Source organism: Bacillus haimaensis (assembly GCF_048270625.1).
GTDB classification, from domain to species: Bacteria; Bacillota; Bacilli; order Bacillales; family Bacillaceae_I; genus Sutcliffiella_A; species Sutcliffiella_A haimaensis.
Genome location: NZ_CP158164.1, coordinates 1,293,652 through 1,306,521, shown reverse-complemented (window position 1 = coordinate 1,306,521; position 12,870 = coordinate 1,293,652). Strand labels below are relative to the sequence as shown.

Sequence of the window (12,870 nt, the reverse complement as noted above, 5' to 3'; positions counted from 1 at the left end):
TAGGAGGTAACAAAATTGCAGATCTATGTGCGTCCTAACAGTATCGTTCTGGTGGGGAAAGCTTGGGAAATCCGGTCCAAGCTGAAGGAATACGCCAAAAAGCATGGGACAGTTCAGGAATGGATTGTTCACCTCAAAGAAAATAACGCTAAATGAGGGCTCCCGTTTGCCGGGGGCCTTCTTTTTTCGTTACACTAATAAAAAGTGATTTTCATATAAGGAGGGAATTTTGAATGGAGAAAAACAGGTTAGGAAATTCAGATCTTTTTATTAGTAAAATAGGGCTTGGCTGCATGTCACTTGGCACCGATGAAAAAAAGGCTGGGGAAATTATAAAAGAAGCACTAGATCACGGCATCAACTACTTGGATACAGCTGACCTCTATGATTTTGGACGTAACGAAGAAATCGTCGGACAAGCCTTGAAGGGACAGCGCGACAAGGTCATCCTTGCCACCAAGGTCGGCAACAGATGGACCCCTGGGAAAGAAGGCTGGGAATGGGATCCTTCAAAGGAACACATCAAGTCCGGGGTAAAGGATAGCCTAAAGAGATTGCAGACGGATTATATCGACCTATACCAGCTTCACGGTGGGACAATTGAAGACCCTACGGAAGAAGCAATCGAAGCATTCGAGGAATTGAAGAAGGAAGGATATATCCGTGAATACGGGATCTCATCCATCCGGCCGAATGTTTTCAAACGTTTTGCGGAATCCTCTGCAATCGTTTCCGTCATGATGCAATATTCCATGCTCGATACGAGACCTGAGGAATATCTGGATTATCTCGCATCCAATAACATCAGCGTAGTAGCAAGGGGCCCTCTAGCAAAAGGACTTCTTTCCAATAAAGGTCTCGAAAAAGCGAAAGAAAAGGCAAAAGATAATGGTTATATGGATTATTCTTATGAAGAGCTAGTGGAGTTAATTAGAAAACTTCATGACACGATTAAGGACCGCCCGTTACAATCGGCTGCTCTTCATTATTGCTTGGCTCATCCTACAGTTGCTGCCGTAGTTCCCGGAGCGAGCTCGGTGGAACAGGTAAGGGCCAACATTTCCGCTATGGAATACCCTCCATTGACAGAAAGTGAAATGGTAAGATTAAAGACTTTTCTGAAGCAGTCGCATTATGATTCCCACCGTAATTGAAAAAAGTGCCTGACATTATTGAGTATGTCAGGCACTTTTATTTGATACTACTAGACCACGTCTCCGCTTCCTTATCGAATTGCTTGATTAGAGGCTCTTTCCCCGAGAGATATGCCTCGCGATCCCCGTCATGTTCCATCGATAAACGGTGCTTCAAGTCGCTGTATTCCATTGCTTTTTCAGGATGCGCGATTAGATAGTCGCGGAAATTCAGGTGCCGTTTCACTTCTGGATGATCGGACAAAAAGCAATGGAGATGGTGACTGCGCTTTACTCCGCCTTTTTGAAAATAGCGACGCTGCGCGATTCCATTTTCTCCTTTCGCCTCATAACCAAGCTCCTCAAGCTTTGTATGTAGCTGGTCCACCACACTTAATGAAGAAACTTCAATTAAAATATCGATAATAGGTTTCGCTTTAATCGAAGGAATAGCCGTGCTACCGATATGATGGATATTCACGGCCGCTTTACCGAATACCTCTTTCAAAAGCTTTTTCTCAGATTGAAACTGATCCATCCAAAACGGGTTATGATCGACGACAATATATTTCCTTGTCACCTATTTAAATTCCTTCCAGTTCTGGTTGCTTTCCTCAAACAATTCTTCGAACGACTTGTTCTTCTCCTTTAGACGTTTTTCCTCTTTTATTTTGGCTGCCTCTTCATCCTTTGCCTTCTGCTCTGTCTGAACAAGCTGTTCTTTCATTGATTTTAATTTTGAAAAAACATCGTCCTGCAGCTGATCCTTCAAGGAAAGCTTCTCTTCTTTTTGCTTTGCAGTATGGGGTTGTTGCTTTCGCTGTTTTTTCTTCATACATGACAATCTCCTTTATTTGTTTTTTAGTAGTATAGCAGAATGCCCTCTTATTCGAAATAATATTGAGCATTAAATTCTCTGTACAATATAATCTTATCTTTAAAATAGTTTTTTATTTAGAATTATTATAAAAAGATATTGATTTTTCTTTGAGAAGTGTTATCATTTATATCGTACTATTAATTCTATACGTTGAGGTGTTTAAATTTGGGTACAAAAAACAATAAATTAACTACTAGCTGGGGTGCTCCTGTTGGGGACAACCAGAACTCCATGACGGCCGGTTCCAGAGGCCCGACATTGATCCAAGATGTACACCTATTAGAAAAACTGGCCCACTTCAACAGGGAACGCGTACCTGAGCGGGTTGTTCACGCCAAAGGTGCCGGTGCACACGGCTACTTCGAAGTGACAAACGACGTGACTAAATATACGAAGGCAAAATTCCTATCCGAGGTTGGAAAACGAACACCGTTATTCGTTCGCTTCTCCACGGTTGCAGGTGAAAATGGTTCTGCTGATTCCGTTCGGGACCCGCGTGGATTTGCAGTGAAATTCTATACGGAAGATGGAAACTACGATCTTGTAGGTAACAACACACCTGTGTTCTTCATTCGTGATGCCATCAAATTTCCGGATTTTATCCATACGCAAAAACGCCACCCACAAACACACTTAAAGAATCCTAATGCGGTATGGGATTTCTGGAGCCTTTCCCCTGAATCCCTGCATCAGGTAACCATCCTTATGTCGGACCGCGGAATCCCGGCAACCTTTCGCCATATGCATGGATTCGGAAGCCACACCTTTAAATGGGTAAATGAGGATGGCGATGGAGTTTGGATCAAATACCATTTCAAAACAGAGCAAGGTATCAAAAACCTGACAGAGGAAGTCGGGACAAAAATTGCCGGGGAAAATCCTGACTATCATACAGAAGATCTTTTCCATTCCATCGAGAAAGGCGAATTCCCTGCATGGAAGGTATATGTACAAATCATGCCACTTCAGGACGCCAATACGTACCGCTTCGATCCATTCGATGTGACGAAAGTTTGGTCCCAAAAGGACTATCCTCTTATCGAAGTTGGCCGCATGGTCTTGGACAAGAACCCGGATAACTACTTTGCAGAGGTGGAACAGGCAACATTTTCCCCTGGAACATTGGTGCCGGGAATCGATGTATCTCCTGACAAAATGCTGCAAGGACGCTTGTTCGCCTACCATGATGCACACCGCTATCGCGTAGGAGCCAACCATCAGGCATTGCCGATCAACCGGGCACGCAATGAAGTACACAACTACCAGCGCGATGGCCAGATGAGATTCGATAACAATGGAGGCGGTTCCGTCTACTATGAGCCGAACAGCTATGGAGGACCAACTGAATCACCTGAAAATAAGCCAGCGGCATATCCTGTTTCCGGAGTTGCCGACAGTGTGGAATTTGACCATAACGACCACTATACACAAGCCGGCGACCTATATCGCCTGCAAAGCGAAGAGGAACGCGCACGTCTTGTAGCCAATATCGTTGGTTCCATTGCTCCTGTTGAAAGTGAAGAAATCAAGCTTCGCCAGATCTCCCACTTCTACAAGGCGGACCCTGAATACGGAACACGCGTCGCAGAAGGACTCGGGCTAAAAGTGCCACAAGAAGTTCTATAACTTGTTGGACTATTAATATCAGACATTAACATTCTCTTTTATTCTCACTACTGCATGGCAGGCGCCAACATAATGGTGCCTGTTTCTAAATCGGAAAGGAGTAGGAAACATGATCGGTCAAATCTGCAGAGTTTGTGAAAAACCGGAGAGAAAATTGAAGCATACGGTGTTGTGTGGTTGCGGGATAAGGATTAAAGTGCGGAAATAGCGTTTTTTAGGGAAGTATGAGCTACAAACCACTCATCTTTTTGCAAGGCGAATGCCGATATCAATGAAAACGGTTTGACCCCCTAATTCCTGACGAATTCTCCAAGAAGCTAAATGATTCTTAGTTTTTCATTTTTTCATTTCCTTCTTCACTTTTGACCTTTGCGGGTTAGTAAATGAAGAAGGAGAAATCTTGCATTCTTAAAGGCTTAAGGCCATTTCTTCGGGAAAGCCAATATCCTTATATTTCTCATAGAAATTTACGGGAGACATTCTGCCCAGGCTACCATGATATCGGCGGTGATTATAAAACTTCATGAACTCATCAATTTCATAGTAAGCCTCCTCAAAAAGTTCGAAATCATAACGCCTGAATAAATCTCTCTCTAAAATACTAAAAAACGATTCAATATAGGCATTATAATTTGGTGATCTGGGAGGAATCCTTTCATGAAAAACCTTATTTCTCTCGCAAAATTCACCAAAAAGATTACTGACAAATTGAGGTCCGTTATCTGTTCTTATCACAATACAATGATCATCCGTCTCCTCTAAAGCCTGTAACCCACGTCTAATAATGGCTTCATTAAGCATTCCCGTTATATCCTTGGCTGTGCATCTGGGTCCTCTGTAATATCCAACAATGGCGCGGTCAAAAACATCAATCGCACATGCGACAAAGAAAAACCTTCGGCTTCCTGAAATGGCCCCATATTTTATATCAAGCTGCCAAAGTTGATTAGGGGCAGTAACGAGCCGATTGCGGACAAATCTTTTTGGATACTTCGGATTACCCATTCGCTGGGGAAGGAGAATTCCTAATTTCCTGCATAACCTAGCGACCTTTTTATGATTAATTTGAAGGTCGTGGTGATCTTTTAGAAATTGAGTTAGATTCTTTACACCATATGTTTCGCCGTCCCCTTCGATGGCCTCCATTAGAAATTCTTCTATCTGCTCATCCGGAATGATTTCTCCTCTATTTGTTTTAGAGTAACCTGGAATCGGACGTCCTCTTTTTTCCTTAGCTACCGCAGCTTCTTCCATGCCATTATGGTAGTAATATAGGGATCGGTTAACCCCCGTTACCTCAGAAAGTTTAGTGATGTGAAACCCCTCCTTTGCCCATAGTCGAACCTCTTCCAAGACCGTCAGGGCCGGTACTGGGTTTTTTTTAATATGTTTCTAAGCATGGCAACTTCCAGCTCTTTTTCACCTAGGAGTTTCATGGCCTGTTCGTATTTAGCCTTCAGCTCTTCTTTTGTGGGTTCAGTAGAAACAATAGCTGATGTTGGATCCTCCATTTGTTCCCTTACCTCATCCTCATACTCTTTGATCCACTTCGTAAGGGTAGTCCGAGAAATTCCTGCATGACGGGCGATGGACGAGTAATTACCACTTTCTAAAGCCATTCGGACATAGTTTCTTTTGACTTCCTCCAAGGCTTCAATCTTTTTCTTTGGCATTGAAATTCCCCCTCCCTAATTCCTGTGATTTTATGTCTCTAGTGTACTGTTTTCAGTACAAATGTGTCCAAAGGAATTAGGGGGTCGTAGAGAAAATTTTCATATATCAACGATTCCGGACATGATATCAACGAAAATAAAATTTTATCAATGAGAATTTTATTTTATCGTCGAAAACAACCAGGATATCGATAAAACGCACTTTTCGTCATTTTTCGACACGACACCCAGTATTCCATAAAAAAGAGATACCCTCTTCTAAAAAAGGCATCTCTACTCTCCTGATTCCACGTGGTCATTGGTCCATTAAAATAGTTGCAAGAAAGCATAACCGGCAAAAACCCCAATAAGAAAACCGGCACCGTTAATCCAGAAGTACGTGGTTCTCCGAATAGGTATAGCATGTACCATCGCTTTATTGATTACAAACCAGACAGGGAAAAATATTAGGCTCGAAGTGATCGCGACAAAAGGAAAAATTGGAGAAAACCATCATCCAGGGTGGAATCTACTACCCAACCAAACTTTGAAAATAGATATCTGATGCTGATCACCCAAGATCCTGCAACGAAGAACAACCCGAACCCGAAGATGAGGTTACAGAATGTAGAAAGTAATACATTTCGTCCTATTTTGAATCCATTCACCGGGCCTTCTCACAAACATAAACCATCTGATAGGCATCCTTGGATATAGGGGTTTCCTTCCAATCCTGATACACGTGTAAAATCTTGAAGCCATGTTCGGTTAACAATCGCTCCATCTCTTTTGGATAGGTGTATCTTAATGTGATGCTTGTACTAGTCTCTTTCTCTCCTATCCTTCTTATCGTCGTGTAATACTGCAGCTGTTCGATCGGGTCATAATCACTTATCGTGTAGACATCCACTTTTTGATGCGTGTCCCTATCCTTGTAGCTTCTCCAATATTCTTCCGTACTTGTCTGAAGCAGCTCCTCGGAACTTGGAAATCTTGTACTGAAAATAAAGATGCCCCCTAACTCAAGGTGTTTGCGTACAGACTTCAGCAACATATCCTGATCTTCATTGGTTAAAAAGTGCTGAAAGGAATTTCCCACCGTAAAGATCAACCTGCTCTTAACTTCCAATTGAAAGTTTGTACAATCCTGTTCTTCCCACTGAATAGGGATTGAACTTTCGGCTGCTTTTCTTTTAGCCTCGGCGAGCATGTTCCCATTGATATCTACACCTATCATATCAAATCCTGCTTCAGCCAAGGGGATGGTAGCTCTCCCTGTACCACAAGCAATGTCGATAATTGGCCCTTCCGTTTTGTTAGCCCACTTCAACAGGAATGGGATATCCTCTTGGAAACTCTCATTTTCCTCATCATATAAAATGGGATTATTATATTCTTCTGCATTCTCCAGAACCTTTTTCAACAATTAGTTCACCTTCCTGTGATTCATTAAACCTCATACCCTACCACCCAGTGTAAACGGGCGGCCATAACACGGCTAGGTACCGCTTGTAGCATTCTATTCCGTACACTCGTTGCAATGGGGTTCTCCATTTGCACCATTCTTGCCATCTTTCTGGAGTGACGGACCATCTTAGTTGTACGCTTTATCCGTTCTCGCTCATATTTGAAGTTTGCACTTTCAATATCTTTAGTGTTTGATAAGTAATCTGCAAGTACAATGGCATCCTCCATCGCAAGCGCCCCACCCTGCCCAAGATTAGGCAGCATAGGATGTGCAGCATCTCCTAGCAGAGTTACACGCCCACTCCCCCAATGAGAAAGCGGCTTCCGATCAAAGATATCATGGTGAAGAATCGCTTCTTCATCAGTTGCTTCAATTACTGCCTCGATAGGATTGTACCATCCTTTAAAATGCTGATGCGCTGCTTGTTTTCTAGCACCATATGGAATCTCCCTGCCTTCAGGTGAATTTATCGCCGCAAACCAAAAAATACGATTTTGCCCAAGGTGGGAAAACCCAAACCTTTTCCCATGTCCCCAAGCCTCAAAACCGCCACCTTGCTGCAAAACATAACGTTCATCCTGAAATGAACAGATTCCACGCAACGCAGTAAAGCCTGCATATCGTAATTTATCTTTTTGAATCAAGTTGGCACGGATTGTAGAATGGATTCCATCAGCCCCTATTAAAACATCCCCCTCTACTGCTGATCCGTCACTGAATACTGCTGTGACTTTACTTTTATCCTGAAAAAATCTTGAAATCCTCTTCTGAAGGTTGATTCCGTTGCAGTCGAATTTATCCAATAATATTTTTTGAAGGCTTGCGCGATGAATGAGGTAGCTGTATGTTCCATATCTCTCAGCCATTTCTTTCGTTGGAAGTTGAAATAATATTTTTCCATCCCAGGTTCGTATCTCCGCTTTTCCAACCTTTTTTCCCATTGCCCTTATCTCCCCGGCTACACCCAGCCTCTCAAGCGCCTTCATACCATTTGCTGCTAACACGATTCCAGCACCTGTTTTCTTAAGAGAGGTAACTTTTTCAAAGACCTCTACATGCCAGCCTTCACTTTTTAGTCGAATGGCAGCAGATAATCCACCGATTCCAGCACCTATGACAATGGCCTTTCTTTTCATAACGTTCATCCTTCCTTTGAATGATTCATATTTAAAAAGTGATTTATGTAATTTTCTCCTTTGTCATAGTTGGGACATCCAATAACACACCTAAAATTAGATTAATTTTCCACACGTATAACCCTATACTAATATGAATCTTGTCGTCTGTCCAAGTGAGTGTAGACCAAATATAGAATATCTCAGCCAAATTAGAAAAACCGCCCAGAAATGGACGGTTTTCTTTAAAGCTATCAGACTATCAATACCCAGCTGATTTAGGATTTGGACCGTATTTGTTCGTTCCTTCTTCACTGTCAAGGCACATAAATACGAGAAGAATAATCGCACCAACCAATGGAATAAGTGCAATCAGGAACCACCAACCGGATTTGCCTGTATCGTGCAAGCGGCGAATTGTTACAGCCAATGATGGTAAGAAAATGAATAATGAATAAAGTCCCGTTAAGATTTGCGATAGATCTGCAACCAGTTCTACTACAGTCAGTGCCAGAGAAATCAAAGTGTTGATGAGAGCGAACATCCAGTACTCTTTTCGTCTTGCTCTGCCACTAAACGTAACATAATTTTTCAATACATTCGTATACCAATGCATTCGATAATCCCCCTAAAAAATAGTATTTTGTCAGTTTAAGTCGAAAAACAACTTGATTAAAAATATATCACAAAACTGTAAAAATATCTCTATTAATTTTATAGATTTTCCAAGAAATTTAGAATTGTTTTTTTAAAAAAAGGCACTACGCAATCGTAGTTCCTTTCCCTTTCTAACTATTCACCTGAAACCTTCATCTCGGCAATCTGCCAATCCAGATGGGAGCCCATCAACGCATAGAGAACCAATTCAAATGTCACATCTTCATCCACTTAATTGGTTCTATCGGTATAGGTATATTTTTTTGATACACTCACCCATGCTTCTCCATTTGTAATCTGGTTCATGATATAGTCTACCAATTCAACACTCAGTAGATTGGGTAAACCTGCTTCCCAATATCGCTTATGCGCAAAAATTGGTTGCTTTTGCATAAAAATTTGTTTATGCGATGAAATCTACCCCACTTACGCGTAAAAATCTGAAAATACGATGAAAAGTCATGACAATACGCTCAAAACGCAATTTCCGACATAATTCTACACACGCAAAAACGCCAAAACTTATAGCACTTTTACCTTATTTCCGTTTATTGATCTGCAGCCTTTTCGTTTTTTCATTCACATAGGCATAAATAATATCTTTTACGTTCAAATTGTTGGTTTGAAGCTTTTCCATTAACCAATCCTTCGATTTACCAAGCAATATTAAATTTTTATCCTGGACCCTTCCATCTATGATGACCGCTATCGGGAGCCCTTCATCATCAATCGAGATCTCCAAATGCTGCACAGTCACAGGGGTATTCTCTGACTTTGGAATAATGCTGATTTCACCGATCGGCTCAAGGATTGCATAATCAATATCGGATATTTTAGGATAGCCTTTACTTCTTAAAATGGAAAGCAGCTGTGCAATGGACACCATTGTCTTTTCCATATTATCCTCAATAATCTCACCATTCTTCACAAGCAGAGTGGGCTCCCCAAGAAAAAATCGATTTCCCCATTGCCACAATGTCAGCTTGGAAAAGATAATATGCAGGATTACCAAAGTGATCAATGCGCCAAGCGTTGGCAGAAACTCCGTACTGATCAGGGGTTCGGATGCAACCGTTCCAACAATAATGATGGCGACCAGATCATAAGGGGTCATCTGGACAATCGTGGATTTTCCCATAAGCCGCATGATGGCAATTGTTATGATATAGATGACCATTATTTTTATTACTAAAGTCATAATTCATCCCTCGGATAGCTTTTTAGGATATCATTCCCTTATTTTCATGAACTATCCGATTGGGTTTTAATCTACCGATTCAAGATGATGTAGCCTTCTGTTTCATTAATAGGAATACCATTTTCTTCTGCAAATTCTTCTAGACTAATAAGATAACGTTGCGGTTTAAATCCAACAATCCGCAACATGAAGCCCTTTTTCATTCTAATCGCAACCCCAGTTTGAATCCAACCGTACCGTTTGAACTTCATCTGACTGATCTGTGATGCTTTTACTTTTCTTTTATGAATAGGAATCTGAAGGAACAAAATTCGATAAGTCAGAACTTCTTTGCCCACGGTTAATTCATAGCTGGTCCCCAAGGCAAGTAGAATAAAAACAATTATAAAAATTTGAAAGGAAATGAGATTAGTAGTATCAAAATTCCATGCCCATGATGTGAGCGTCAAAGTTAGTAAACTAAAAAGTATTCCCCTTTGTGTCTTGGCTCGATAAGTCAATCACATCACCACACCGATCTGTTTGTAATAGATAACGGTCGTATGAAGTGTTCCGTCAGCGGACCTTGCATAGTTCGGAATTTTTCCCACTTCTACATATCCAAGGGAAATGTAGAGGCTGTTGGCCGGGGTACCTTCTCTTGTATCAAGGACCAATAGTGTTTTTCCTTCACAGATCGCTTTTTCTTCAGCAGCTATCATGAGCTTTCTCGCGATACCTTGTTGCCTGAATTCGGGATGCACCATCATTTTGGCGATTTCTGCTCGGTGCGCACCATTCTGACTGGAACTATCATGGAGTTGAACGGTTCCGACCAGACGATCCCCGATTTTGGCAATAAAGAGTATGATTCCAGGTTTCCTTACACGTTTCCAATACTCTACAGCAGCTTCCTTTGTAATTGGCGGTAGGAATCCGATGGATGCACCCTCAACTACGAGAACCAGCATTTCTGCGAGTTCATCCAGGTAGGGTTCAGTGTCTTCTATTTGTTCTATGAATAATTGATTTTTCATCTGCATTCACCCCAAGAGTTATCTGTATTATTTTCCTTTTTCCCAGTATAGCATTAATGTATTTGACAGAAAGATGAAACTTATTTTCTAAAAAAATATATGTAAGCATTATCTTTTTGTTGGATAAAATAATCAACTCGATTGTAAGGTTTTTTGACAAATGAAATTAACCCAAAATACGGAAAAAAGCACCCTTTTTATATAAAAGAGTGCCTTGAAAACCACTTTAATGAAAGGACTTCCAAAAGTCGCCTTCCTTGTTAATAATCGAATCGATCTCCGAAAACGGAATCTCAAATGTCGGGAATCCTGCCGCAAAGGCTGCGATTTCATATGGCTGGAAGTAGATGAATAGTGACTCATTATTCACATAGAATGGTTGATCCGAGCTGATTCCTTTATATGCATCCGGGAAGTAATAGCCATCCTCCGAGGCTGCAATCTGCTTGCCGATTATGTCACTTAGTACCTTCACATAATCGCTGCCTGGTTTGAAAAGGTCCTTTAATACAAAGATGCTCCCAGTCTTAATATTGATTGGCACTTCAACCTGACTCGGCATTCCATGTGCTGCACCAAATGGGAAATTATAGCCAAAAAGCTCCAGAATGAGCAATGCCTTTTGAAAAAATCTCACTGAGAAGTCCCCGCTATAGCTGTAGTCGAGCTGGGCATTCGGATCAATCGGTTTTACCTGTGATTTCTTTTTCAGCACCTGATTTACACGTTTCTCGGCGTTTTCATCCTTCATCCCATCCAATTGGGGGAAATACACTAGGTAATCCTTGTTCGGCATGAATTTTTCCTCGCGGATAAATATCTTACCCGATAAGGGGATGGTGATATTTTGGGCATACACAAGGTTGCCGTTTCTGGCATAATACGATAGTCGCTGATCCACATAGGCCTTAATGATGGTCCCTGTCAATGTTAGCGTCCCAATTCCCCGAATGACAGGCAGACCGGTCGCGGGGGTACCCTTTTTATTAATAAAAAAGCTTGTTTCGTCCTGAGTAACAGAGCTATAGGAGTCTTGAAAATCATTTACACTGCTATAGATAAAATCAGTCAACAGTTTTCCACTTTGGGTATCTGCAATCGCATAAACAGAACCCAGATATGGTTCCGCTGCATTGATCGCCTTGCCCACGGATGCACGGTTTCCACCGAGAATATTTATATCATTATATTTAGGCGGGATGATATAAGTTCCCTTTTTATCAATCAATCCGTACTCGTTTTTATAGTCAGTGGAAGCATTCACCACTGCCCTGCCATTCTGAAAAGGTAATGCCATGCCAAACTTCGGCTCAATGACCACCTTCCCTGCCTCATCCACATACCCTGCCTTATCCTGATACGTTTTCTGGAATGACAGCAATCCCTCGCTGTACCCGTTCATCTGTTCATATGGAAAAGTCTGAAGCTGCTTGCCGTTAATGTCAAGCAGCGCATATTCCTTCTCCTTCACTTGAACAAGACCTCTCCCATCATTGTAATCAAAAGCATACTGGTACTTGGCTGGAATGACCTCCTTTCCATTCAGATCCAGGTAGCCATATACGATTTTTCCGTCTTTATCAGTAATCTGAAAGACTGCTCTCCCTTCCTGAAAAGGACTAATAAATGAATACGATTTGCTAGTCAGCACCTTACCTTTTTCATTTATGATCAAAAAGCCCTTATTATCCATCGCAACAGCACGACCTTCAGTAAAAGGCGAAATGGAGCTATATTTTGGCTCCACGACAAAGCGGCCAGCCTGATTGATCACCCCTGCACCCTTAAGCCTGACAATCGCCAAACCATTTTCCTGAAAATCCCCTGCATCCCCATATTGAGGCTTTAACACAAACTTTCCTGACTCGTTGATATACCCCCACTTTGTCCCTTCTACCGTCCTCACCGAAGCCGGAAACAAACGCGGAACAACCCGTTTAAACCACATATAGCCGCAACTCCCCATAAATAGCATTTTCCGTATTATATGGGATGGGTGGGGAATGGGTGTTTGATTGGTGTTTGTTGTGAGGATAGGGGTAGGGAATGTAAGCAAACTCTAGTAAATACGCGGTAATGACAGGTCTGTGATTTTGATCCCACGATTGCTTCTTTTTTTCTGTTT

At 41.7% G+C, this 12,870-nt stretch carries 14 protein-coding genes; 3 read left to right on the top strand and 11 right to left on the bottom strand.

Annotated features, from left to right (window positions below; translation table 11 throughout):
* The first annotated feature begins 15 nt into the window (after positions 1-15).
* Both mciZ and ABN702_RS06570 read left to right on the top strand, forming a co-directional pair.
* A complete protein-coding gene (mciZ, locus tag ABN702_RS06575; RefSeq protein ID WP_417899935.1) occupies positions 16-156 on the top strand; it encodes a Z-ring formation inhibitor MciZ in 141 nt (46 codons plus the stop codon).
* 77 nt (positions 157-233) lie between these two features.
* Positions 234-1,154, top strand: a complete 921-nt coding sequence (locus ABN702_RS06570; RefSeq protein ID WP_417899934.1) for an aldo/keto reductase — start codon at positions 234-236, stop codon at positions 1,152-1,154.
* 37 nt (positions 1,155-1,191) lie between these two features.
* Here the strand turns inward: ABN702_RS06570 and ABN702_RS06565 are convergent, their stop codons facing one another.
* Together ABN702_RS06565 and ABN702_RS06560 are read right to left on the bottom strand one after the other, a co-directional pair.
* Positions 1,192-1,713, bottom strand: coding sequence for a GrpB family protein (locus tag ABN702_RS06565; protein WP_417899933.1), 522 nt, complete (start codon positions 1,711-1,713; stop codon positions 1,192-1,194).
* Positions 1,714-1,968, bottom strand: coding sequence for a YqkE family protein (locus ABN702_RS06560; RefSeq protein WP_417899932.1), 255 nt, complete (start codon positions 1,966-1,968; stop codon positions 1,714-1,716).
* Between the two features lie 210 nt (positions 1,969-2,178).
* On the opposite strand from ABN702_RS06560, the gene katA reads away from it, so the two are divergent.
* Positions 2,179-3,639 (top strand): catalase KatA, encoded by a 1,461-nt coding sequence (gene katA / locus ABN702_RS06555; RefSeq protein ID WP_417899931.1) that lies wholly within the window; start codon positions 2,179-2,181, stop codon positions 3,637-3,639.
* A gap of 408 nt (positions 3,640-4,047) precedes the next feature.
* Here katA and ABN702_RS06550 read toward each other — a convergent pair whose 3' ends face one another.
* The 9 genes from ABN702_RS06550 to ABN702_RS06510 form a co-directional block, all read right to left on the bottom strand.
* Positions 4,048-4,992, bottom strand: coding sequence for an IS3 family transposase (locus tag ABN702_RS06550; RefSeq protein ID WP_417897841.1), 945 nt, complete (start codon positions 4,990-4,992; stop codon positions 4,048-4,050).
* 5 nt (positions 4,993-4,997) lie between these two features.
* Positions 4,998-5,312, bottom strand: coding sequence for a helix-turn-helix domain-containing protein (locus tag ABN702_RS06545; protein WP_417897840.1), 315 nt, complete (start codon positions 5,310-5,312; stop codon positions 4,998-5,000).
* A gap of 643 nt (positions 5,313-5,955) precedes the next feature.
* Complete coding sequence (locus tag ABN702_RS06540; RefSeq protein WP_417899930.1) at positions 5,956-6,714, bottom strand: class I SAM-dependent DNA methyltransferase; 759 nt, start codon at positions 6,712-6,714, stop codon at positions 5,956-5,958.
* 26 nt (positions 6,715-6,740) lie between these two features.
* Positions 6,741-7,895 (bottom strand): FAD-dependent monooxygenase, encoded by a 1,155-nt coding sequence (locus tag ABN702_RS06535; RefSeq protein WP_417899929.1) that lies wholly within the window; start codon positions 7,893-7,895, stop codon positions 6,741-6,743.
* Between the two features lie 241 nt (positions 7,896-8,136).
* A complete protein-coding gene (locus tag ABN702_RS06530; RefSeq protein WP_417899928.1) occupies positions 8,137-8,490 on the bottom strand; it encodes a DUF805 domain-containing protein in 354 nt (117 codons plus the stop codon).
* Positions 8,491-9,069: 579 nt separating this feature from the next.
* Positions 9,070-9,729: a DUF421 domain-containing protein gene (locus ABN702_RS06525; RefSeq protein WP_417899927.1), complete on the bottom strand. Its 660-nt coding sequence runs from the start codon at positions 9,727-9,729 to the stop codon at positions 9,070-9,072.
* Positions 9,730-9,800: 71 nt separating this feature from the next.
* Positions 9,801-10,229: a hypothetical protein gene (locus ABN702_RS06520; protein ID WP_417899926.1), complete on the bottom strand. Its 429-nt coding sequence runs from the start codon at positions 10,227-10,229 to the stop codon at positions 9,801-9,803.
* Positions 10,230-10,745 carry a GNAT family N-acetyltransferase gene (locus ABN702_RS06515; RefSeq protein WP_417899925.1) on the bottom strand — a complete coding sequence of 172 codons (516 nt, stop codon included), beginning with the start codon at positions 10,743-10,745 and terminating at the stop codon, positions 10,230-10,232.
* 226 nt (positions 10,746-10,971) lie between these two features.
* Positions 10,972-12,693, bottom strand: a complete 1,722-nt coding sequence (locus tag ABN702_RS06510) for a WG repeat-containing protein (protein WP_417899924.1) — start codon at positions 12,691-12,693, stop codon at positions 10,972-10,974.
* Positions 12,694-12,870 lie beyond the last annotated feature (177 nt).